The following is an 18,910-nucleotide window of genomic DNA, read 5'->3' as shown; positions in this document are numbered from 1 at the left end:
CCGCCCTCACATGCCCCGGCCCCCTTGGGCGGGCATGATCCCCGTAAGGGTGGAAAGGTGAACTGTGTGTCTTTGGGGGTACCTGGTAGCCCCGACGTACGCCACCGAGGAGGAGGAAACCCGTGACCCGCATCGACAGCGTGCGCGCCGCGACCGGCTCGGCGAAGGACAGCGTGCTGCACGCCGCGGAAGTGGTGGCGCCTTACGCCGACACGGCCAAGGACAGGGCCTCGTACTACGCGAGCGAGGCGCGTGTACGGCTCGCGCCGAAGGTGTCGCAGGCCGCCGAACAGGCCCGCGTCCAGTACGACGCCCATCTCGCGCCGCGCATTGAGCAGGCCCGTACCCATGTGCCGCCGAAGGTCGACCAGGTCGCTCAGGAAGCGGCCGTCCGCACCCGTAAGGCGGCTCGCCAGGCCGCCGACTACTCCAGGCCGAAGATCGAGCAGGCGGTGGCCGCGACCCAGCCCGTCCGGGACGAGGCGGCTGCGCGCGGTGTGGCGGCCATCGCCGCCCTGCGCGGCCAGGTCACACCGCAGGAGATCCAGAAGCTGCTTCGCAAGCACGAGCGCCGGGCGAGGGCCGGCCGTTTCGTGAAGGGGCTGGCCGTGCTGGGCATCCTGGCGGGTGGCGCGTTCGCCGCCTGGAGGTGGTGGGACAAGCAGGCCAACCCCGACTGGCTGGTCGAACCTCCGGCCGCGACCGAGGTGCCCGAGACAGGACGCCTCTCGGCGGTCGACGGCAGCGGTCAGTCCGACCTGGATCCCGAGGTCCAGGTCAAGGAAGCCGAGGAGAAGGCGGCGGAGCGCGACGACCGCCACTGAGCGGAGCCAACATCGCCGCGGGGCAGGAGACTTGACGGTCTCCTGCCCCGCGGCGATGTTTCACGTGGAACAACGGCACGGGCCGCGATCGCTCCCCCGAGGATTTACCCGGGCGGTCCGTGATGACGTTTGCAACGGTCCCCGTGTGCAGCATCCATGAAGGTGTTGTTGACGGAATGTGCCGAACTGGTCACTCGCCGATCCGCGCGGCAGCTCACACAAGGGCCCAGACGACCCCGTCGGCACCTCCGTACCGCACCGGCCGCCCGCGCGGCGAGGCCACAGGTCACACGCGGGTCATTCCGTTTGCGCAAAGAAGTGCAACGACAGCAAAGCGACTCCTGTGACTCACGTCACCGGAGCATCTCGCGTGGGTGCCGTCCTGGTCCGTGAGCCGCTTCACCAGGGGTGCGCGTGGACCGAAAGCGGACATACGAAAACCGGCCAGTCGCCGCTGTGGGCGTCTGGCCGGTCCGGTGCGTGGAGCCTAGGGGAGTCGAACCCCTGACATCTGCCATGCAAAGACAGCGCTCTACCAACTGAGCTAAGGCCCCGTAAGAGGAGCGTCCGACCACAGGAACCATCCGTCGACGGGCGCCGCAGACCAGAGTACCGGGTCATCCAGGGGATCTCGCAAAATATTGGGGGTCCCCGTGGACGACCACTCTCCGTAAGATGCTCGACGTGGTTCGCTGTCGCGAACCGCGGTACTTGGGGAAGCGATGGGGAGACGCAATGGACGCCGCACAGCAGGAAGCAACCGCGAGAGCCCGGGAGCTGCAGCGGAACTGGTACGGGGAGCCGCTGGGGGCGCTCTTCCGTAGGCTCATAGAGGACCTGGGTCTGAACCAGGCGCGTCTTGCCGGGGTGCTGGGTCTGTCCGCACCCATGTTGTCGCAGCTGATGAGCGGTCAGCGGGCCAAGATCGGCAATCCCGCGGTGGTCCAGCGCGTCCAGCTCCTGCAGGACCTGGCGGGGCAGGTCGCCGACGGGAGCGTCAGCGCCGCCGAGGCGACCGAGCGGATGGACGAGATCAAGAAGTCCCAGGGGGGATCGGTGCTCAGCAACACCACGCAGTCCACGACCAGTTCGGGAGCCCCGACGGTCAAGCGGGTGGTCCGTGAGATCCAGTCGCTGCTGCGCTCGGTGGCCGCCGCCGGGGACATCATCGACGCGGCGGACACCCTCGCCCCGACCCACCCGGAACTGGCAGAGTTCCTCCGGGTCTACGGCGCCGGCCGTACGTCCGACGCGGTCGCGCACTACCAGTCCCACCAGAGCTGAGCCGAGCCCGGCCGCCGACCGCCCGGCGCTGGAGGCAGTGACACCTTCCAGCCGCCGCACGTCATGCAGCCGGGCACCTCGGGAGAGGTCTCCGGACCGACAGCCGAAGGGGAGCGACGTACGACCATGGGTGAGGTCTTCGCAGGCCGGTACGAACTGGTCGACCCGATCGGGCACGGGGGAGTCGGTGCGGTGTGGCGCGCCTGGGACCACCGGCGGCGCCGTTACGTGGCCGCCAAGGTGCTCCGGCAGAGCGACGCGCACGCCCTGCTGCGATTCGTGCGGGAACAGGCGCTGCGGATCGACCATCCTCATGTGCTGGCTCCCGCCAGCTGGGCCGCCGACGACGACAAGGTCCTGTTCACCATGGATCTGGTGGCCGGGGGCTCCCTGGTCCATCTGGTCAACGACTACGGCCCCCTGCCCCCCTCGTTCGTCTGCACCCTGACCGACCAGCTCCTCGCGGGTCTCGCCGCCGTGCACGCGGAGGGGGTGGTGCACCGCGACATCAAGCCGGCCAACGTACTCCTCGAAGCGACCGGCACGGGCCGGCCGCGGCTGCGTCTGTCCGACTTCGGCATCGCCATGCGGCTGGGCGAGCCACGGCTCACCGAGACCAACTACGTGGTGGGGACGCCGGGTTACATCGCACCCGAGCAGCTGCTGGGCTCGGAGCCCGATTTTCCCGCCGACCTGTTCGCCGTCGGCCTGGTCGCCCTGTACCTCCTGGAAGGCTCCAAGCCCGACGCCAAGGCGCTGATCGAGTACTTCGCCGAGCACGGCACGCCGTCCGCCCCACGGGGCATACCCGAGCCTCTGTGGCAGGTCTTGGCGATGCTCCTCCAGCCGGACCCGTACGCCCGCTTCCGGACCGCCACAGGGGCGCGCAAGGCACTCGCCGCGGCCGTCGAGCTGCTGCCCGAGCCGGGGCCCGACGACGAGATGATCGAGGTCTTCGACCAACTCGGGCCGCTGCCCGAAGGGTTCGGTCCCACGGGGCCCCTGGTGCCGGGGGCCGCCTCGCCGGGAGGCGCACGGACTCTGTCCTCCCGCGGACTTCCTGACACCGCGGCAGCCGCCCCCGAGACCGATTCCGGCACGGGCTCCTGGCCGGTTCTCGGACCGGTCCCCGGATCGGTCTCCGGCTCTGTTCCAGGATCGGTCTCCGGCTCCGTTCCCGGGCCGGGACAGGGTTCGGACGGCTCCGGTGTTCTTCACGTCCCGGCTTCCGCGCCCGGGCCGGACGAGGAAGCCGGCTCCGAGACCGGCCCGGGGCTGAACGGACCGCAGGGACTGCAGGGGCCGCAGGAGCCACAGGAGTTGCGGGAGCAGCGGGGGAGCGTTCCGGAAGTCGTCCCGTCCGTTCCCGTTCCCGTTCCCGTTCCCGTTCCCGGCTCCGGGGACGGGAACGGGGAGGGGAAGGGTGACAGGGGCCGCGGTCTCGGTACCGAGGGCGCGCTCCCGGTGTCCCGTCCCGTCGGCACGGAGCGGAGCTCCGCCGAGGTCGCCGCGGGACAGCGGCTCTCCGGGGACGGCGCACCGGCCCAGTCGGGCGGGGGCGAGGAAGCCGCGCTTCGGTCCGGCCGTGAGCACGCACATCCCCCGGCCGGCTCCGACGGCGTACAGGAGCGGCCGGCCCCCGAGGACGCCCCGTCTTCCGGCGCACCGGACGAAACCCCTCAGGACCCTGCCTCCGGCATCTCTCCCCGGCCGTTCTCGATGTCGGACACCGGAAGTTTCCATCTGCCACCGCCGCGGCCCGTGCCCGACGCCGACTCCCGGCGGCAACCGCAGCCCGGACCTCCTCACCACCGGTCCCCGTATCAGCGGCCCCAGCAGGCCTGGCCGGACGCGCAGGCGTCCACTCCCCCCGCTTCGGCCCCACTCCCCCCGCCTGCGTACACGCCGCCCGGCCTTCAGCCTTTCGACCAGACGCCGACGCCGACTCCCCCGACCGCGCCCCTTCCCGCGTACGCGGCCTCCCCCCACCAGCCCTCGACGCCGCCCGCCGCGATGCCGCAGTACGCCTACGCCCCCACCGCTTCGTACACCGCCCGGTCCGTTCAGGTCCCGCCCGAGGGCGCGGCGCTTCCGGAACGCCGGAGAAGGCGCGCACGGCCGCGTCCGGGGCCGCCCGCCGCGGTCGCCGTGCCGATGTTCCTGCTCGCCCTGGTCTGCTTCGCGGTGGGGTTCTGGGCACTGGCCCAGATCTGAGTCCGGGAGGGACGCGGAAGCGGCCCTGTGGGCTACCGGCCCCGTGTCGCCCCGTGCTCCCAGGACGCCGGTGGCGGCACCGGCAGCGAGGCCGAGGCCGTGTCAGCGTCCTCCGGTGCGGGCCGGAGGGTCCGCACCGCGCGCCGGCGCGCGGCCACGGTCCACGTCCCGAGCGTCAGCATCAGCAGGCTTCCGGTGCCGATGCCGCCCACGGCGACCAGCTTCATGATTCCGCCGCGGCCCGGCCCGCCGCCGTCCCCGGTGCCCGTGCCGTCCGCCGTCCCCTCGCCGGCCGTCTCCTCGCCGGCCGCCGGAACGGCGAACACGTCCCGGGGCGTCGGTCTCCCCGCGTAGGCGGGCGCCGTCCCCGCCGCTCCGGTCACCCCCACCCTGAGGGTCAGCCCGAACGGCCCCTCGCCGAAGCGGTCGGCGACCTGCGCGGCGAGATGGACCACGAGGTAGTAGGAACCGGCGAACCGCATCCCGCTCACACGGTCGTTGAGCGCGTACCGGTTCTCGTAGGCGACGGGAGGCAGGGGGGCGAACGCGGCGGAACGCTGGCCGCCGTCGTACCCGGCGCCGACGCCGTCGACGAAACCCCGTACCGGGTTGTAGAGGGACATGACGAGCGCGGTGCCGACGGAGCCTTCTCCCCGGCTCGTGCTGCCGAGCTCCGCGGTCGCCTGGACCTGCTGTCCCCAGTCGACCGGCACCTTGTAGAAGCGGGTCTGTCCCGGGCCGATGCGGTCCTTCCAGATTCCCTGGCCGAGCGGGGCGGCCCGGCTGAACCCGGCGCCGCCGCTGCGGTGCACCGCGTCTCCCACGAGGGCTTCGGGCGAGGCGGAGTTCCAGACCTCAGGAGCGCTCGTCGGGCCGGACGCCGACTTCAGAGCGGGCTCCGAGACGTAGCCGAGTTCCAGGTCCCACGCGCGGGACGCGGAGGGCTCCGTGGCGGCCGGACCCTTCCCGGCGCTCGCCGCGTCCGCCGCCCCTGTGCGTTCGAGGACCATGTAGTACGTTCCCGCCGCCTGACAGGCGTACTGCCGGCCGCCCGTCTCACGGGACGCCCAGGCGGCGATGGGGTGCGGGCTCTCGGTGGCGCCGAAGTGGGCGCTTCCGGTGGAGGAGCAGTTGCGGCCGTCGGCGTCCTGCAGGGAGACCTTGAGGCCGTCCGAGTAGGAGACCGTCGTGCCGGGACGGGGGACGGCGGTGGCGGAGACGTACGCGCCGGAGACGGGGTCGAGATCGAGACGGTAGTACAGCCTGCCGTCCCTTCCCGCGACTCCGACGGAGCTCCTGTACGTCCGGCCCGGCCGGAGGAGCACGGAGTCGGTCGTGTCGGTCGCGCCCTCGACGGTGACGGCGTCCTCGGCGAAGGCGTACGGCCCGGGCGTACCGTCGGCGGCCGTCCCCGCGTCCTCGGCGGCGGTCCGCCCGTCGGCAGTCCCGGGAACGGCGGCGGCCCGGCCGGCGAGGGCCGGGATCACGCACAGCGCGGCCGCCGCCGTGGCCACGAGCACCCGGCCGTGCCACGACCTCGCGCGCCGGCTTCCGGCACGCCGGCCCTCCGTGCGCCGCCCCGTCACGCGCCACCCCCCGTCGTAAGCTCCCTGGCGCGGACCATCCTGCACCGTCGGCAACCGCCGCACCCGGGCTATCGGTGGAGCGGCCGAAAGGAAGCGGCCGAACCGCGACAGTTTTTGCTTATGCGATCGATTCGATTGCTTCCGTGAACCCTCGGGGTTCCGGGGAACACAAAACCCCGACCGCGAGGCGGCCGGGGTCTGCTCCGAGACTGTTGTCGATACTCACGAACCCGTGGGCACGGAGTCGGTCGCCTCCGTCCACAGATCCTGCTCGGCGCGATCCGCCTGGATCTGGCGGTACACGAGGAGCCCGCCGATGGCGGCCAGTGCGACCAGGAGAAGCTTCTTCACCGCGCGACCTCGTCTTTCGTTGACGTAGGGGACTTCTGGCGCCCGACTATACACACCGGCCGATATCGATCGGTGACCTGGATCGGCCCTCAACTGCCGCTCCACGCAGGGCGGTGGGCCGGGACGCGACCACCCGGACCCCAGGACGATCAGGCGCCACAGATCATGACATTCAAGGGCGACTTCGAACTTTTCCGAGCGCTTACGACCATCCGGGTGGTGTTCATCTGAACATCGACGCGCCACGGGCGCAGGTCCACCACTTCGCGACCCGCATACACATCATGAGGAAAGTACGCAAATCGCCCGACCCGAAAGTGAGGGGCCGTGCCTCAGAGCAAGGTCATGAAGTTGTGGGCCGCGATCGTCACCGCCTTCCTGGCGCTGTGCACGACGCTCGGACTCGTCACGACCACCGCGGCAGCGGCGGTACCGCAGGCCGGCCCGGCCCGCAACAGCAAGACCCCGGCGGCGGCCCCGGCGGTCGCCCCCGCCCCCCTCCTCGGGCCCTGGTCCTACAGCCGGGCACTGCCTCCCACGATGAAACAACGCATCCGTGCCGAGGCGCACGGTTCCTCGCCGAGCTGCCGCCACCGCGCACCGGCGGACGACCACGCGGCGGGCCCCGCCGCTCCCGGGGGCACAGAAGGCCCCACGGCCCCCGACGCCTGTTCCGGGCCCGGAACCCTCGCAGCGCCCGGCACGGAGCCCCTGGGGGCCCTCACACCCGTGGCGCAGCTCCAGCGCTGAGCCGGACGCCGACCCGGGCACCGGGCCAGACACCGGGCAGACGCCGGCACAGGCAGCGAGACAGGCGGGAAGCGCCGTACGAGACGTCGGCGCGGTCCAGGAGCACGGGACACCGTCCCCGACCGCTCCTCCGGCCCTGCGGCTCCTGGCCGTTCCCAGGCCTCGCGGCCCCCGGCCGCCCCGCCCCGGACATCCGGCCGACCCGTTCCCTCCGCCCTTTCCACACGGTCCTGCGCGCGGTCCACGGCGCGTACGGCCCGTACCCCTCACGGATTCCCTGACGTAGCGGCGAACTTGCGTACGAAGCACCCAGGGTGAAGGCCCGGCGACTCGGAGGAGTCGCCGGGCCTTCGGCGTCGCGGCGTTTCCCGAACCGTCCGCGCGCCCCTCACCGATGAGAAAAGCGCCGGGCGGAATCCGGTCCCCATGAACGCCGAAGACCCCCGACCACGATGGGTCGGGGGTCTTCGAACCGGTGGGGCTAACAGGATTTGAACCTGTGGCCTCATCCTTATCAGGGATGCGCTCTAACCAACTGAGCTATAGCCCCGCCGCGCTTTGCGGTGTGTGTCCCGCGCGCTGACCTCTGAAGATTAGCGCACGACGCGGCCAGTCCCAAAATCGATAGTCGGAGGGCGTTTGAAGGCGCCCTCACTCGTCCTCTGCGAGGGTCAGCTCCACGCCGCCGACGAAGCCGGCGGAGATGTTGTAGATGAACGCCCCGAGGGTCGCCAGGGCGGTCGCGAGGACCACGTCGATGACCGCGATGATCGACGTGAACATCAGGACGTGCGGGAGCGAGAGGAACGACTGGAGGTCGAAGCCGTTGGACTCGTTCGACCCGGTCGCCTCGGAGATCGTGCCCCCGACCGTCGAGAAGACGCCCATCGCGTCCATGACCATCCACAGCACCGCCGCCGCCACGACCGTGCAGATGCCGAGCGCGATGGAGAGCAGGAAGCTGACCTTCATCACCGACCACGGGTCGGCCTTGGCCACCCGCAGCCGCGCCTTGCGCACGCGCGGCGTCGTACGGGCGCCGGTGCGCGGCAGGCGGACCGCGCCCGCCGGCTGCTGCTGCGCCGGGTACGCCTGCGGCGGGTGGTACGGCTGCGCGGGCTGCTGTCCGTGCCGCTCGCCCGTCGGCGGCGTCGCCGCCGCCGACGGCGCCACCGGCGGCGTGCCGGGGGCGACCGGCGCCCCGACCGGGGCCGCCTGCCCGCCCGCGTGCTGCTGGGCCTGCTGGCCTCGGGTGTCCGTCACAGTTCCCCCCTGGGATCCATGAGAGTCATGGGAATCGCTCCCGTCCATGGCGGTGCCACGGCCGCCGTCCGTCTCCGTACCGGTCGATCCGGCGCCCGTGGCTCCACTCACGACGACTCACTCCTCGCGCTACTCGGCCGAGGACGGCTCGCCCTCTTCCGTACCGACGGCCTCGACACCCTCGGCGGTCTCGTCCACGGCATCGTCGCCATCGACCTCCTCCGCCTCACGGCCGGCCTCGGCGTTACGAGCGATGCCGACCACGGCATCGCGCTTGCCCAGGTTGATCAGTTGGACGCCCATGGTGTCACGGCCCGTCTCCCTGACCTCGTTGACTCGCGTACGAATCACACCACCCGACAGTGTGATGGCGAGGATCTCATCGGTCTCCTCGACCACCAGCGCGCCGACGAGGGAACCGCGGTCCTCGACGATCTTGGCGGCCTTGATGCCGAGGCCGCCGCGACCCTGGACGCGGTACTCGTCGACGGCGGTCCGCTTCGCGTACCCACCGTCTGTGGCAGTGAACACGAACGTACCGGGTCGAACAACATTCATCGAGAGAAGCTCGTCGCTCTCGCGGAAGCTCATGCCCTTGACGCCCGAGGTCGCACGGCCCATCGGTCGCAACGCATCATCCGTCGCGGTGAACCTGATCGACTGCGCCTTCTTGCTGATCAGAAGCAGATCGTCCTCTGCAGAGACGAGTTCGGCACCGATCAGTTCGTCATCGGATCCGTCCTCCGTCTCACGCAGGTTGATCGCGATGACACCCCCGGAACGGGGCGAATCGTAATCCTTGAGCGGCGTCTTCTTGACCAGTCCGCCCTTGGTGGCCAGCACGAGGTAGGGCGCCGCCTCGTAGTCGCGGATCGCGAGGATCTCGGCGATCGCCTCGTCCGGCTGGAAGGCCAGCAGGTTGGCGACGTGCTGTCCACGCGCGTCACGGCCGGCGTCGGGGAGCTCGTAGGCCTTGGCGCGGTAGACCCGGCCCTTGTTGGTGAAGAACAGCAGCCAGTGGTGCGTCGTCGACACGAAGAAGTGGTCGACGATGTCGTCCTGCTTCAGCTTCGTGCCGCGCACGCCCTTGCCGCCCCGCTTCTGCGAGCGGTAGTCCTCCGTCTTGGTGCGCTTGATGTAGCCGCCGCGCGTGATGGTGACGACGATGTCCTCTTCGGCGATCAGGTCCTCGATGGACATGTCACCGTCGAAGGGCACCAGCTTGGAGCGGCGGTCGTCGCCGAACTTCTCGACGATCGCGGCGAGCTCCTCGCTGATGATGCCGCGCTGGCGCACCGGCGAGGCGAGGATCTCGTTGTACTCCCGGATCCTGGCCTGGAGCTCGTCGTGCTCCGAGATGATCTTCTGGCGCTCCAGGGCGGCCAGCCGGCGCAGCTGCATCTCGAGGATCGCGTTGGCCTGGATCTCGTCGATCTCCAGGAGGCCCATCAGGCCCTCTCGCGCGATCTCCACGGTGTCGCTGCGGCGGATGAGCGCGATGACCTCGTCGATGGCGTCCAGGGCCTTCAGGAGGCCGCGCAGGATGTGCGCGCGCTCCTCGGCCTTGCGCAGCCGGAACCTCGTACGGCGGACGACGACCTCGATCTGGTGCGCCACCCAGTGACGGATGAACGCGTCCAGGGAGAGGGTGCGCGGCACGCCGTCGACGAGCGCCAGCATGTTCGCGCCGAAGTTCGTCTGCAGGTCGGTGTGCTTGTAGAGGTTGTTCAGGACGACCTTGGCGACGGCGTCCCGCTTGAGGACGATCACGAGCCGCTGGCCGGTACGGGAGCTGGTCTCGTCCCGGACGTCCGCGATGCCGCCGATCTTGCCGTCCTTGACCAGGTCGGCGATCTTCTGGGCGAGGTTGTCGGGGTTGACCTGGTAGGGGAGTTCGGTGACCACCAGGCACTGGCGGTTCTGGATCTCCTCGACCTCGACGACCGCGCGCATCGTGATGGAGCCGCGGCCCGTGCGGTACGCCTCCTCGATGCCCTTGCGGCCCACGACGAGCGCGCCGCTCGGGAAGTCGGGGCCCTTGATGCGCTCGATCAGGGCGTCCAGGAGCTCCTCGTGGGAGACGTCGGGGTTCTCCAGGTACCACTGGGCGCCGGCCGCGACCTCGCGCAGGTTGTGCGGCGGGATGTTGGTCGCCATGCCGACCGCGATACCGGCGGAGCCGTTGATCAGCAGGTTCGGGAAGCGGGCCGGCAGGACGGTCGGCTCCTGGGAGCGGCCGTCGTAGTTGTCCGTGAAGTCGACGGTCTCCTCGTCGATGTCGCGGACCATCTCCATGGACAGCGGCATCATCTTGCACTCGGTGTACCGCATCGCGGCCGCCGGGTCGTTGCCGGGAGATCCGAAGTTGCCGTTGGAGTCCACCAGCGGCATGCGCATCGACCACGGCTGCGCGAGGCGGACCAGCGCGTCGTAGATCGAGGAGTCGCCGTGCGGGTGGTAGTTGCCCATGACGTCGCCGACGACGCGGGCGCACTTGTAGAAGCCCTTCTCGGGCCGGTAGCCGCCGTCGTACATGGCGTACAGGACGCGCCGGTGGACGGGCTTGAGACCGTCCCGCACGTCGGGCAGGGCACGCGACACGATGACGGACATCGCGTAGTCGAGGTACGAGCGCTGCATCTCGGTCTCGAGCCCGACGGGCTCGATCCGGAGGACGGAATCGCCCTCTTCAGGAGTGCTCAGGGTGTTCTCGTCGGTCATTGCTGGTGAAGATCCTTTCTGACGCGGTCAGCTGAGACCGATTCAGATGTCGAGGAAGCGGACGTCCTTGGCATTGCGCTGGATGAACGCGCGGCGCGCCTCGACGTCCTCGCCCATGAGGACCGAGAACAGGTCGTCGGCCTGGGCGGCGTCGTCGAGGGTGACCTGGCCGAGGACCCGGTGCTCGATGTCCATCGTGGTCACGCGCAGTTCCTCGGCGTTCATCTCACCGAGACCCTTGAAGCGCTGGATCGAGTCCTCGCGGACGCGCTTGCCCGCCTGACGGCCGATCTCGATGAGCGCGTCGCGCTCGCGGTCCGAGTACGCGTACTCGAAGTCGTCCCGGCCCCACTTGATCTTGTAGAGCGGCGGGCGGGACAGGAAGACGTGCCCGGCCTCGACCAGGGGCCGCATGAAGCGGAACAGGAAGGTCAGCAGCAGGGTGTTGATGTGCTGGCCGTCGACGTCGGCGTCCGCCATCAGGATGATCTTGTGATAGCGGAGCTTCTCGATGTCGAAGTCCTCGTGGACCCCGGTGCCGAAGGCGGAGATCAGCGCCTGGATCTCCTGGTTCTGCAGGATCTTGTCGATCCGCGCCTTCTCGACGTTGAGGATCTTTCCGCGGATCGGGAGGATCGCCTGGTACTGCGGGTTGCGGCCGGACTTGGCCGAGCCGCCGGCTGAGTCACCCTCGACGATGAAGATCTCGCACTTGGTGGGGTCGTTCGACTGGCAGTCGGAGAGCTTGCCCGGCAGGGACGCCGACTCCAGCAGGCCCTTGCGACGGGTGAGGTCGCGCGCCTTGCGGGCCGCCACGCGCGCGGTGGCCGCCTGGATCGACTTGCGGATGATGTCCGCGGCCTCGTTCGGGTTGCGGTCCAGCCAGTCGTTGAGGTGCTCGTAGACCGCCTTCTGGACGAAGGTCTTCGCCTCCGTGTTGCCCAGCTTGGTCTTGGTCTGGCCCTCGAACTGGGGCTCGCTCAGCTTGACCGAGATGATCGCGGTCAGACCCTCGCGGATGTCGTCACCCGTGAGGTTGTCGTCCTTCTCCCGCAGCAGCTTCTTGTCGCGCGCGTACTTGTTGATGAGCGAGGTCAGCGCCGCGCGGAAGCCCTCCTCGTGCGTACCGCCCTCGTGGGTGTGGATGATGTTGGCGAAGGAGTACACGCCCTCGCTGTAGCCGCTGTTCCACTGCATCGCGACCTCGAGGGACAGACTCTTGTCCTTGTCCTCCGCCTCCAGGTCGATGACGGTGGGGTGCACCACCTCTCCCTTGCGGGAGTTGAGGTACTTCACGAAGTCGACGATGCCGCCCTCGTAGTGGTACGTGACGGTCTTGACCTCGGCCTTCTCGTCGGCGCCGGCCTCGTCCGCACCGGAGGTGGCCTTCGCCGACTCGCGCTCGTCGGTGAGCTTGATCGTCAGGCCCTTGTTGAGGAACGCCATCTCCTGGAAACGCCGCGAGAGCGTCTCGAAGGAGTACTCGGTGGTCTCGAAGATGTCCGCGTCGGCCCAGAAGGTGACCGAGGTGCCGGTCTCGGCGATCGCCTCGTGCTGGGCCAGCGGGGCCGTCGGGACGCCCATCTTGTAGTCCTGCGTCCAGCGGTGGCCGTCGGTCCTGACCTCGACGGAGACCTTGCTGGACAGGGCGTTGACGACGGAGACGCCGACGCCGTGCAGACCGCCGGAGACCGCGTAGCCTCCGCCGCCGAACTTGCCGCCCGCGTGCAGCACGGTCAGCACGACCTCGAGGGCGGGCTTGCCCTCGGAGGCGACGATGCCCACCGGGATGCCACGGCCGTTGTCGACGACGCGCACGCCGCCGTCCGGAAGGATCGTGACCTCGATCGTGTCCGCGTGGCCTGCCAGCGCCTCGTCGACCGAGTTGTCCACCACCTCGTACACCAGGTGGTGGAGTCCACGCTCACCGGTCGAACCGATGTACATGCCAGGTCGCTTGCGGACCGCGTCCAGACCCTCGAGGACGGTGATGGCACTGGCGTCGTACGACGATGTGACCTCGCCGTTCGCGCCGGCGTCGGTGGACGGGATGTTCTCGTTGGGGTTGCCGGAATCGGCCACGAAGCGCCCTTTCTGGCACAGCACGAGCCGAACTCCCGGCGGGTGGCCGGAGCGGCTGCGGCGTGTTGCGTTGGTAAGCCTTAGTCAGCGTTGCTCGGTGCGTCCCACTAGTGGGGCGGGATTAGCTTCCAGTCTACCGGTAGCACTGACAGTGATGGGGGTTTGCCGGTACCTGAGTCCGCATGTGCCGCCCTGAACCGGTCTCGCCCGACTCCCCATATACGGACCCGGGCCCAAAGAGGCTCACAGCGGCACTCAGCCCTTCCGGGTGTCAAGCCTCGGCCGCCGACGGGGCAGGGCTCCGTCCGCCGTCGCGGACGGCCGCCCGCGACGGTCCGCCGAAGCCCGCCGGACGACGTCCCACCGGGTGCCCGCGACAGACTCCGAGCAGCCCTCGACAAGCCTCTGACCTGCGAATACCGTTCGCATTCCGGGCCACCGGGCAGGGGGTGGCAAAGGGCGGCGCGCCCCGCTGGCCACGACCGGCGCGTACCCGGGAGAGCGGCCGGTCGCCCACGGGCGGGAGCGGCGCGGGGCTCGGGCGTGCGGCGACCGGCCGCCGCCTGTGCCCCACGGCGTCGGCACAGACCCCGGACCCGTGCTCCACACGGCCCGGCGCCCCTGTGGACGACGGCCGGAAATCGCCCGTCGCCATCGGCCCGGAACCGTCCCGATCGCCCTCGTCCGCGGCCCGCGGGCGTCGGGACCACCGGTTCGCGGGCGGCCTGCACCGACCGGACCGGCCACGACCGACGGCCCGACGCGGCAGCCGCCCGCGGGCATCAGGAACACCCGTGACCGGGACGGGCGCGGCCGGCGTCCCGGACGTCGTCCGCTGGCACCACGACGCGGCTCACCGCCGGGCGGGCGGGACTTCGCGGACACGCCCCGGCGGCGTCCGTACGGGCGCACCGCCCGCGGGACCGGTGCCCGGCACCGGCCGGGTCACCCGTAGGTGTCGCCGGGACCCGTGCTGCCCGGCGCGCGCAGCGGACCGTACCGGCGCGAGGGGCCCGTCGGCCCCTGGACCTTGATCAGGCGCACCGTGCCGTGCCCGAGGTCCTGGTTCAGCCGTGCGACCAGCTGCGGCGCCAGCAGGCGCAACTGGGTCGCCCAGGCGGTCGAGTCGCACTGCACCGTCAGCACCCGCTCGGCCGGGTCGTCGTCGTAGCGCAGCGGAACACAGTGCTTGGCCAGGTCGTCGCCGACGATCTGCGGCCAGCGGCCCATCACACCGCCCACCGCGGCCGGGGTCTCCCATCCGCGCTCGGTGAGCAGCCGGTTGATGGCGGCCCCGAGCGCCATGGGGTCACGTCCGTCCGCGCCCGAACCGGAGCGCAGACCGCCGCCGCGCCGCGCCTGCTTCTTCTGCTGGGCCGCGTCCCCACGCGCGCGTGCCTGCTCCTTCGCGGCGCGCAGGGCCACGCGTGCGAGGTCGACACCGGACGGTTCCGGGGTCTTCTTGCGGGGCGCCGCACCCTCGGCGCCGGCTCCTGACGTGTTCTCCGTCACAGTCGCTCCACCGTGCCTTCGGACACGGCGTACCGCGTCCCGGTCAGGACGTCCGGCACGTCGTCGTCCACGGCGGCGGTCACGAGCACCTGCTCACCGGGGGCGACGAGTTCCGCCAGGCGCTCCCGCCTGCGACTGTCCAGTTCGGCGAAGACGTCGTCGAGGACCAGCACCGGCTCGTTGCCCTCGGCCCTCAGCAGGTCGTACGAGGCCAGGCGCAGCGCCAGCGCGTAGGACCAGGACTCGCCGTGCGAGGCGTACCCCTTGGCGGGCAGCCGGCCGAGCTTGAGGACCAGATCGTCCCGATGGGGTCCCACGAGGGTCACGCCGCGCTCGATCTCCGGCTTGCGGGCCTCCTCCATGGCGGCCATCAGCTGTGCGTAGAGCTCCTCGCGGGTGTGCCCCACCGTGCCGGGCGAGGACGCCTTGTACTCCAGGGCGACGGGCCCGCCGCCGGGTGCCAGCTGCTCGTAGGCCTTGTCGGCCAGCGGCTGGATCGCGGCGACGAGGTCGAGCCGCTGGGCCATCAGCTCGGCCCCCACGCGCGCGAGGTGCTGGTCCCACACGTCGAGTGTGGACAGGTCCATGGTGCGGCCGCCGTGCCGACGGGCCAGCGCGGCCGACTTCAGGAGGGTGTTGCGCTGCTTGAGGACCCGGTCGTAGTCGGACCGGACGCCCGCCATGCGCGGGGCGCGGGCGGTGATCAGTTCGTCGAGGAACCGGCGTCGCTCTCCGGGGTCGCCCTTGATCAGGGCGAGGTCCTCGGGCGCGAACAGGACGGTCCGCACGATGCCCAGGACGTCACGGGGTCTGACCTGGGAAGACCTGTTGATACGGGCACGGTTGGCCTTGCCGGGGTTCAGCTCCAGCTCGACGAGCTGCTGCCGCTCCCCCTGGCGGACGCTCGCCCGGATGACGGCCCGGTCGGCGCCCATGCGGACGAGCGGCGCGTCCGAGGAGACGCGGTGGCTGCCGAGGGTCGCGAGATAGCCGACGGCCTCGACCAGGTTCGTCTTGCCCTGTCCGTTGGGCCCCACGAACGCGGTGACGCCCGGGTCGAGCGGGACCTCGACCCGGGCGTACGAGCGGTAGTCGGCCAGCGACAGATGCGTGACGTGCATGGTCGTTCGCCGACCTCCCCCAGCGTGGTGTTTCGGGTGTTGCGGGTGTTACGGATCTTTCCCCGGGGTCCGGGCGGACCCGGTCCCCAGGCTGTTCCCCGGCTGTGGACAACCGGGGCGCTCCGGAGTGCGAGGACCCCGGGCGTCGATCAGGCCTTCTCGACGGCGTGGCCGCCGAACTGGTTGCGCAGCGCCGCGATCATCTTCATCTGCGGCGAGTCGTCCTGCCGCGAGGCGAAGCGGGCGAAGAGCGACGCGGTGATCGCGGGAAGCGGCACCGCGTGGTCGATGGCCGCCTCCACGGTCCACCGGCCCTCGCCGGAGTCCTGCGCGAACCCCTTGAGCTTCTCCAGGTGCTCGTCCTCGTCCAGCGCGTTGACGGCGAGGTCGAGCAGCCAGGAACGGATGACCGTGCCCTCCTGCCAGGACCGGAAGACCTCGCGCACGTCCGTGACGGAGTCGACCTTCTCGAGCAGCTCCCAGCCCTCGGCGTAAGCCTGCATCATGGCGTACTCGATGCCGTTGTGGACCATCTTCGCGAAGTGGCCCGCGCCGACCTTGCCGGCGTGCACCGCACCGAAGTCGCCCTCGGGCTTGAGCGCGTCGAAGACCGGCTGCACCTTGGCGACGTTCTCGGCGTCGCCGCCGTACATCAGCGCGTAGCCGTTCTCCAGGCCCCACACGCCGCCCGAGACACCGCAGTCGACGAAACCGATGCCCTTGATGCCCAGCTCGACGGCGTGCTTCTCGTCGTCCGTCCAGCGCGAATTGCCGCCGTCCACGACGACGTCGCCCGGCTCCAGCAGGGCGGCCAGCTCGTCGACGGTGGACTGGGTCGCGGCACCCGCGGGGACCATCACCCACACCACGCGCGGACCCTTGAGCTTGCCCACAAGTTCTTCCAGGCTGTGGACATCGGCGAGGTCCGGGTTGCGGTCATATCCGATGACGGTGTGACCTGCGCGGCGGATCCGCTCGCGCATGTTGCCGCCCATCTTGCCGAGGCCGACGAGACCGAGCTCCATCAGTTGTTCCTTAGGGTTGCGACGTGGCGTGAGGGCACTCTCGTACCTGGGTCCGAGCCTAAACCGGGGGGTACCACCCACGCCTTTCGGGCACCTGGGGAACTTATGCACATCTGTGGACACAGCCGCTCAGGCGTATGCACCCACTCGGTGCGCCCGCCGGTCCCGGGGACCGGCGGGCTCCGGGGTCAGCCGGACAGGCGCACCGGCATGATCAGGTACTTGTAGGCCTCGTCCGCCTCGGCGTCCACGGCGGGCTTGCCGCTCAGCAGCGCCGGCTTCGTGGACGTCGTGAAGGAGAGCTGGGCCACCGGTGAGTCGATGGCGCTCAGGCCGTCGAGCAGGAACGTCGGGTTGAAGGCGATCGAGACGTCGTCCCCCTCCAGCTGGGCGTCGACCCTTTCCACAGCCTGTGCGTCGTCACTGGAACCGGCCTCCAGGATCAGCACGCCCTGCTCGAAGCTCAGCCGCACGGGGGTGTTGCGCTCGGCGACCAGGGCCACGCGCTTGACGGCCTCCACGAAGGGGGCGGTCTCGATGACGGCGACGGAGTTGAACTCCGTCGGGAACAGCGAGCGGTACTTCGGGAGGTCGCCCTCGAGCAGACGGGTGGTCGTACGGCGCCCGGCGCCCTCGAAGCCGATCAGACCCTCGCCCGCGCCGGAGCCGGACAGCGCCAGGATCACGCTGTCGCCCCCCGTGAGGGCCTTGGCGGTGTCCAGGAGCGTCTTGGCGGGCACCAGGGCGACCGCGGACGCCTCCGGGTTCTCCGGCTTCCACAGGAACTCGCGGACCGCGAAGCGGTACCGGTCGGTGGACGCCAGGGTGACCTTGTCGCCCTCGATCTCGATGCGCACACCGGTGAGCACGGGGAGCGTGTCGTCGCGGCCGGCGGCGATGGCCACCTGGGCGGCGGCGGAGGCGAAGACCTCACCGGGGACGGTGCCGGTCGCCGACGGCATCTGGGGCAGTGCCGGGTATTCCTCCACAGGCAGTGTGTGGAGTGTGAACCGCGAGGAGCCACAGACCACGGTCGCCCGTACACCGTCTGTGGAAATCTCCACCGGCCGGTTGGGGAGGGCGCGGCAGATGTCCGCGAGGAGTCGGCCGGACACGAGGACCGTGCCCTCCTCGTCGACCTCCGCGTCCACGGAGACCCTCGCCGAGACCTCGTAGTCGAAGCTGGAGAGGCTCAGCGCGCCCTCCTCGGCCTTCAGAAGGAGGCCGGCGAGCACAGGCGCCGGCGGACGGGCCGGGAGGCTGCGAGCCGCCCAGGCCACTGCCTCCGCGAGTACGTCGCGTTCCACCCGGATCTTCACCGTTGCCGCCTCCGTCTGTTGCCGGCGCTCTCGCCCTGCTGGCCTTCGTCGTCTGACTCGGTGTCGTTCCGGCCGCTGAGGGGGAGGACACCGGGGACCAGTCTGACGCACCGCGCTGACAGTCGTTGCCTCTCGGGGTCAAGTCGTGCCGAGCGGCGGTCGGGCCGCCGGGAGCAAGTTGTGCACAGCCCCCTCTTCGAAACGATTCCCAGGCTCTCTCTAGTTGGTCTTAGTAGTAGGGCCTGTGGATACCGTGGATAACCCCGTCTTCGCAGCTCAGAGGCGATTTTTTGTCCACTGGCCCTGTGGGCGGCGGCGGTGGACAACTCGGGGTCTCTGTGGACGACGAAAAGTTCTGCACACTCGGTCCACAGCGCGGGGTGACTTCTCCCCAGCGCCGTCCCCAGCTTTACCCACGTTCCCCACAGCCCAATCCGGCACCTCGGTGTGACGCCTTTCACTCTGTTCAGTGAGATGGCACTGCGCGTTGCCGAACAGTGGACAGAGGTGTGGAGAAGCTGGAGATCGCTGGGGACAACCGGCTCAGGTCTGTGGGTCGGCGGTGGACAACTTTGCGCACACCCTGTGGATCCATCCCTTGTCCACAGGGTGTGGAGAATCTTCGTCCACGAATCCACAGGTGCCTGACCTGCCCTGATGGTCTTTCACCCATGCTCCCTGTGGAAACGATCTGGACAACTTCCCAGTCCCCAGGATGTGGACGGAAGAAAGTCGCCACATCTGTGGAGAGTGGCCGTAACCAGGACCGGATTCGAACAGCAGGTGTCGGGTCGGCAGCGGTGAGAACGACGCGGTGGCCCTCGGAATCACGGGTCCGGAGCCCCCGGGAAGCGTGTC

The 18,910-nt window shown here is 70.1% G+C and carries 13 protein-coding genes and 2 tRNA genes; 4 read left to right on the top strand and 11 right to left on the bottom strand.

Annotated elements, in window-relative coordinates:
• Nucleotides 1–122 precede the first annotated feature (122 nt).
• Nucleotides 123–824, top strand: coding sequence for a DUF5324 family protein (locus ACICHK_RS20375; RefSeq protein WP_151471054.1), 702 nt, complete (start codon nt 123–125; stop codon nt 822–824).
• A 481-nt stretch (nt 825–1,305) separates the two neighbouring features.
• On the opposite strand, the gene ACICHK_RS20370 is transcribed toward ACICHK_RS20375, so the two are convergent.
• Nucleotides 1,306–1,378 (bottom strand) — tRNA-Ala (locus tag ACICHK_RS20370).
• 181 nt (nt 1,379–1,559) lie between these two features.
• Here ACICHK_RS20370 and ACICHK_RS20365 point away from each other — a divergent pair.
• Nucleotides 1,560–2,108 carry a transcriptional regulator gene (locus tag ACICHK_RS20365; RefSeq protein WP_037614940.1) on the top strand — a complete coding sequence of 183 codons (549 nt, stop codon included), beginning with the start codon at nt 1,560–1,562 and terminating at the stop codon, nt 2,106–2,108.
• 126 nt (nt 2,109–2,234) lie between these two features.
• On the top strand, nt 2,235–4,322 hold the full coding sequence (locus tag ACICHK_RS20360) for a protein kinase domain-containing protein (RefSeq protein WP_406838019.1): 2,088 nt from the start codon (nt 2,235–2,237) through the stop codon (nt 4,320–4,322).
• Between the two features lie 32 nt (nt 4,323–4,354).
• On the opposite strand, the gene ACICHK_RS20355 is transcribed toward ACICHK_RS20360, so the two are convergent.
• Nucleotides 4,355–5,842 (bottom strand): hypothetical protein, encoded by a 1,488-nt coding sequence (locus ACICHK_RS20355; RefSeq protein ID WP_406838018.1) that lies wholly within the window; start codon nt 5,840–5,842, stop codon nt 4,355–4,357.
• 288 nt (nt 5,843–6,130) lie between these two features.
• The gene (locus ACICHK_RS20350) at nt 6,131–6,259 is read right to left on the bottom strand and encodes a DLW-39 family protein (RefSeq protein WP_003999697.1); all 129 of its coding nucleotides are present in this window, start codon (nt 6,257–6,259) and stop codon (nt 6,131–6,133) included.
• Between the two features lie 327 nt (nt 6,260–6,586).
• Here ACICHK_RS20350 and ACICHK_RS20345 point away from each other — a divergent pair, with 327 nt between their 5' ends.
• Nucleotides 6,587–7,009, top strand: coding sequence for a DUF6344 domain-containing protein (locus tag ACICHK_RS20345; RefSeq protein ID WP_406838017.1), 423 nt, complete (start codon nt 6,587–6,589; stop codon nt 7,007–7,009).
• A gap of 476 nt (nt 7,010–7,485) precedes the next feature.
• Here ACICHK_RS20345 and ACICHK_RS20340 read toward each other — a convergent pair.
• The 8 genes from ACICHK_RS20340 to dnaN form a co-directional block, all read right to left on the bottom strand.
• Nucleotides 7,486–7,559 (bottom strand) — tRNA-Ile (locus tag ACICHK_RS20340).
• Between the two features lie 101 nt (nt 7,560–7,660).
• Nucleotides 7,661–8,383, bottom strand: coding sequence for a DUF3566 domain-containing protein (locus ACICHK_RS20335; RefSeq protein WP_406838016.1), 723 nt, complete (start codon nt 8,381–8,383; stop codon nt 7,661–7,663).
• 18 nt (nt 8,384–8,401) lie between these two features.
• Nucleotides 8,402–10,993: a DNA gyrase subunit A gene (gyrA, locus tag ACICHK_RS20330; RefSeq protein WP_151471050.1), complete on the bottom strand. Its 2,592-nt coding sequence runs from the start codon at nt 10,991–10,993 to the stop codon at nt 8,402–8,404.
• A gap of 42 nt (nt 10,994–11,035) precedes the next feature.
• On the bottom strand, nt 11,036–13,099 hold the full coding sequence (gyrB, locus tag ACICHK_RS20325) for a DNA topoisomerase (ATP-hydrolyzing) subunit B (RefSeq protein WP_151471049.1): 2,064 nt from the start codon (nt 13,097–13,099) through the stop codon (nt 11,036–11,038).
• A gap of 921 nt (nt 13,100–14,020) precedes the next feature.
• Nucleotides 14,021–14,587: a DUF721 domain-containing protein gene (locus tag ACICHK_RS20320; protein ID WP_151471048.1), complete on the bottom strand. Its 567-nt coding sequence runs from the start codon at nt 14,585–14,587 to the stop codon at nt 14,021–14,023.
• Nucleotides 14,584–15,708: a DNA replication/repair protein RecF gene (gene recF, locus ACICHK_RS20315; RefSeq protein ID WP_406838015.1), complete on the bottom strand. Its 1,125-nt coding sequence runs from the start codon at nt 15,706–15,708 to the stop codon at nt 14,584–14,586. Before recF ends, ACICHK_RS20320 begins: the two co-directional genes overlap by 4 nt.
• A gap of 149 nt (nt 15,709–15,857) precedes the next feature.
• Nucleotides 15,858–16,733, bottom strand: a complete 876-nt coding sequence (gene gnd / locus ACICHK_RS20310) for a phosphogluconate dehydrogenase (NAD(+)-dependent, decarboxylating) (protein ID WP_151471046.1) — start codon at nt 16,731–16,733, stop codon at nt 15,858–15,860.
• Between the two features lie 188 nt (nt 16,734–16,921).
• Nucleotides 16,922–18,052, bottom strand: coding sequence for a DNA polymerase III subunit beta (gene dnaN, locus ACICHK_RS20305; protein ID WP_151471045.1), 1,131 nt, complete (start codon nt 18,050–18,052; stop codon nt 16,922–16,924).
• Nucleotides 18,053–18,910: the final 858 nt, after the last annotated feature.

The organism is Streptomyces sp. AHU1, assembly GCF_045343905.1.
GTDB lineage: Bacteria > Actinomycetota > Actinomycetes > Streptomycetales > Streptomycetaceae > Streptomyces > Streptomyces triticiradicis.
Note: the sequence above shows the minus strand (reverse complement) of the source record. Positions and strands in the feature narration are given on the sequence as shown.

Coding starts and splice junctions, on each gene's coding strand:
- ACICHK_RS20360 (WP_406838019.1), top strand. CDS start 2,235: ATGGGTGAGGTCTTCGCAGGCCGGTACGAACTGGTCGACCCGATCGGG.
- ACICHK_RS20365 (WP_037614940.1), top strand. CDS start 1,560: ATGGACGCCGCACAGCAGGAAGCAACCGCGAGAGCCCGGGAGCTGCAG.
- gnd (WP_151471046.1), bottom strand. CDS start 16,733: ATGGAGCTCGGTCTCGTCGGCCTCGGCAAGATGGGCGGCAACATGCGC.
- recF (WP_406838015.1), bottom strand. CDS start 15,708: ATGCACGTCACGCATCTGTCGCTGGCCGACTACCGCTCGTACGCCCGG.
- gyrA (WP_151471050.1), bottom strand. CDS start 10,993: ATGACCGACGAGAACACCCTGAGCACTCCTGAAGAGGGCGATTCCGTC.